This window comes from Heyndrickxia coagulans DSM 1 = ATCC 7050, assembly GCF_000290615.1.
GTDB lineage: Bacteria > Bacillota > Bacilli > Bacillales > Bacillaceae_C > Weizmannia > Weizmannia coagulans.
Window position 1 is genome coordinate 1 of sequence record NZ_ALAS01000280.1, and the last position, 2,370, is coordinate 2,370.

Annotated in this window: 2 protein-coding genes; both read right to left on the reverse strand. The window is 45.6% G+C overall.

The features are described from left to right. Window positions 1–151 precede the first annotated feature (151 nt). On the reverse strand, window positions 152–1,582 hold the full coding sequence (locus IC21_RS14855; protein WP_029143137.1) for a HAMP domain-containing histidine kinase: 1,431 nt from the start codon (window positions 1,580–1,582) through the stop codon (window positions 152–154). Then, entirely contained in the window at window positions 1,579–2,262 is a 684-nt protein-coding gene (locus IC21_RS14860; protein ID WP_026104841.1) for a response regulator transcription factor, read from the reverse strand. The genes IC21_RS14855 and IC21_RS14860 overlap by 4 nt, the downstream gene beginning before the upstream one ends. Window positions 2,263–2,370: the final 108 nt, after the last annotated feature.

The window sequence follows — 2,370 nt, forward strand, 5'->3', positions numbered from 1 at the left end:
GATGTTCATTCAGGGTGTACATTTAGATAGTAGAGTGTCTTCCCATTTTTTTCCACTCTTTTGCCCCTTCGAGTAAAATTTTACACATACGCGGTTTCCAGGCACAGGCGAAACACGGCCCTCCCCTTTTCTTTAAAAGAAAAAGAACGTTTCATTTTTTCGAAACGCCCTCTTTTCCGCCTGTTTTTTGTTTTGCGGCAAGGGGGAATGTAAACCGGATTTCGGTCCCTTTGCCAACCTCGCTTGCTGCTTCTATCGTGCCGGAATATCCTTCTGTCAGTTGTTTGGCAATAGCAAGCCCGAGCCCGTTCCCGCCTTTTGCGCGGCTTCTTGCTTTATCCACCCGGTAAAAGCGGTGGAAAATTTGCGGCAAATCTTCTTTCGGGATCCCGATGCCGTAATCTTTTACCGTTAACACGGCCCTCCCCTTTTCCTGCTTGAGACGGATATCGACTTTGTAAATGCGGTCGGAATATTTTATCGCATTATCAAATACAATGATCAGCACCTGCTCAAGATGGTTCTCGCTCATCAGGATTTCATAGGCCTGTTTGGGATCATATTGAAAATTGAAATCGAATTGCTGGTGGATCATTTTAAAATTGCGGATCACCCTTTCTGTGACCGCCAAAAAATCTGCTTTTTCCTCATTGGCCAATATTTTGGCTTCTTCCACCCGGGAAAGATCGAGCAGTTCCTCCACCAGTTTTTTCATTCTGCTTAATTCCTGAAGCGAGGCCTGGAGCGACTCTTCAAGAATCGCAGGGTCATTTTTTCCCCAGCGGTTTAACAAATTTAAGTGCCCTTCCATTACTTGCACGGGGGTCCTTAATTCATGGGAAGCATCCTCGACAAACCGTTTCTGCTGCCGGAACGACTGTTCAATCTGGTCCATCATATCGTTAAAAATATTGGTCAGTTCCCCCATTTCGTCTTTGGAGGCGCTTGGCTCCATCCGTTCCTGGAATCCTTTTTTGCGGATGCTTTGCATGGTGGAAGAGAGTTTTTTCAACGGTTTGAGGAAATTTTTTGCCATCATAAACCCGAGAAAAGCACTCAAAAGCAAGCCCACACATCCGGCGACCATCATGACAAACAGAACATTCCGCATTAAATTTTCATACCGGTATAAAGGATAGATCACTTCAATATAGCCGTTGAACGACTGGGAGCGGAACGGGCTCCTTCCGACTAAAATTTGATGATTGCCCGCGCGGATCAGGCTGACCCGTTTTTCGTTCACCGGCATAAACGGCACTTTTGCATCGGTAGAATGAATGCTTTTTACGACAAGCATTTCCTTTCCTTCCGCATTGATGATCCGGATCGACTGGTCTTTTTCCAGCACCTGCTGAAAAAGCGTCCGGTTCGATAAAATGTCATCGATGTTTTCCCCCTTGTTGTTCAAATCATCCAGCGCCTCGGATACCGAATTCGCTTCTTCATGCAATAGCCATCTACTGATTAGTGTATACTGGAAAAATCCGAAAATCAGAAACGTTAAAAAGATCGCTACACTTGCGCCGACGGACCATTTCACTTTCAAGGAACTTTTTTGCAGCCAGTGTTTTACCGCCCTCATTCGCGCATCACATATCCTGTTCCCCGCACTGTCTGGATATAGCTGTCTTCGCCTTCTGTATCAATTTTATTGCGCAAGTACCGGATGTACACATCGACGACATTCGTTTCGACCTCGGTTTCATATCCCCATACTTTGTTCAGGAGCGCTTCACGGGTCATGACAATATTTTTATTTTCCAAAAGCGTAAGCAGCAAATCGTATTCCCGCTTTGTCAATTCAATGGTTTTCCCTGCCTTTTTAACAAGCCGGCTTTCTTTTTCCAGCACAAGGTCACGAAACTTGTACGTTGTTAGCGCTGCTTTTTTGGGCTCGGCGTACTCCATCCTTCTGAAAATGGCTCTCAGCCTTGCGAGCAATTCTTCAATCGCAAATGGTTTGACAATATAATCATCCGCCCCATGGTCAAGCCCGGATACACGGTCCATAATGCTGTCCCGAGCGGTAATCATGATGACCGGTGTTTCTTTTTCCTGGCGCAGGCGGCGGCATACTTCAAGGCCGTTCAGTTTCGGCAGCATTAAATCAAGGAGAATCACATCCCACTCCTCCTCCAAAGCCGACTGCAGCCCTTCCCGCCCGTCATACGCCACTTTCACTTCGTATCCTTCATGCCTTAACTCCAGCTCAATAAAACGGGCCAGATTTTTTTCATCTTCCACCAATAATATCCGTTTCATGTTCATGATGATTCCCCCCCTTCAATAAAGTTCAATTATCTCTCATTTACTCGCATATTCTCCAAATTTCATAGGTATTTGATTTACACCTAATCGTTGTCACACCTC